Annotated in this window: 1 protein-coding gene; it reads left to right on the top strand. The window is 63.2% G+C overall.

What is annotated here, in order from left to right; all coding sequences use genetic code 11:
• The first annotated feature begins 52 nt into the window (after positions 1 to 52).
• Entirely contained in the window at positions 53 to 1,450 is a 1,398-nt protein-coding gene (locus SKC41_RS31715) for an IS30 family transposase (RefSeq protein ID WP_442931878.1), read from the top strand.
• The last annotated feature ends 9 nt before the right edge of the window (positions 1,451 to 1,459 follow it).

Here is a 1,459-nt window from a genome sequence, read left to right as displayed (position 1 = left end):
CAGGGCGGATTCAACTGGTGGTCGCAACACCTCGTGATCGTGGAGGTGTTGGGTGGTTCGTCGTCAGCAGGCAGCAGATCGGGCGATCAGGCCCAGGCGTAGGTCGCCGGGTCATCCGAAGTTCCAGCGTCATGTCGAGGTGGCGTTTTGGGAGCAGATCGCCAGGGGGCTGCTGCCTGAGGAGGCCGCGTTGGCTGTCGGGGTGTCGCAGCCGGTTGGTGCGCGCTGGTTCCACAACGCTGGCGGCATGCCGCCATGTGACCTGACGTTCAAGCCTTCTGGCCGCTACCTGTCTTTCGCTGAGCGAGAGGAGATCGCGCTGCTCAGGGCCCAAGGCAGGGGTGTGCGCGAGATCGCCAGAGTGATCGGGCGTGATCCCGGAACAGTGTCGCGTGAGCTGCGTCGCAACGCCGCTGTTCGTTATGGGAGTAGCGGTTACCGGGCCTCGGTTGCGCAGTGGAAGGCCGACATGGCGGCCAAGCGCCCCAAGGCCGTCAAACTGGTCATCAACCCGCGACTGCGCACCTATGTCGAGCAACGGTTGTCCGGGCAGATCAGCCGGCCCGATGGGACTGTGATCGCAGGGCCGCCACCGCCGAAGTTCACGGGGCGCAATAAGCCGCATCGCAAGGACCGGCCGTGGTCGCTAGCGTGGAGCCCAGAGCAGATCGCCTGCCGGCTCAAAGTCGACTTCCCTGAGGACGATTCCATGCGTATCAGCCACGAGGCGATCTACCAATCGCTCTACATCCAGGGCCGTGGCGCGCTCAAACGGGAACTGGTGTGGTGTTTACGCACCGGACGTGCACTGCGAGCGCCGCGGGAGCGATCACGGCGAAAGACGTGGGCGCATGTCACCGCTGAGACGCTGATCAGCCAGCGACCCGCCGAGGCACTCGACAGAGCGGTTCCGGGGCACTGGGAGGGCGATCTGTTGATCGGTTTGGAGCGCTCGGCGATCGGCACCCTGGTCGAACGCAAGACTCGTTTCGCGATGCTGATCCATCTCCCGCGCGAGGTAGGTTACCGGCACAAGGAAACCGTGAAGAATGGCCCGGCGCTGGCTGGCTATGGCGCACTCACGATGAAAAACGCTCTTGCACAAACGATGTCGACTCTGCCCGAGCAACTCGCCCGGTCACTGACCTGGGACCGTGGCAAGGAGATGTCAGCGCACGCCCAGTTCAAGGTTGAGACCGGCATCCCCGTCTTTTTCGCTGACCCACAGTCTCCTTGGCAGCGCGGCACCAACGAGAACACCAATGGGCTGCTACGCCAGTACTTTCCGAAAGGCACCGATCTCTCGCGGTGGTCGGCAGAGGAGATCGAAGCGGTCGCGCACGCACTGAACACCAGACCCCGAAAGACACTCGGGTGGAAGACACCCGCCGAAGCATTCAACGAGCAACTACTCTCACTCCAACAAGCCGGTGTTGCATCGACCGGTTGAATCAGGTCA

The organism is Mycobacterium sp. 050128 (assembly GCF_036409155.1).
Lineage (GTDB): Bacteria > Actinomycetota > Actinomycetes > Mycobacteriales > Mycobacteriaceae > Mycobacterium.
Note: the sequence above shows the minus strand (reverse complement) of the source record. Positions and strands in the feature narration are given on the sequence as shown.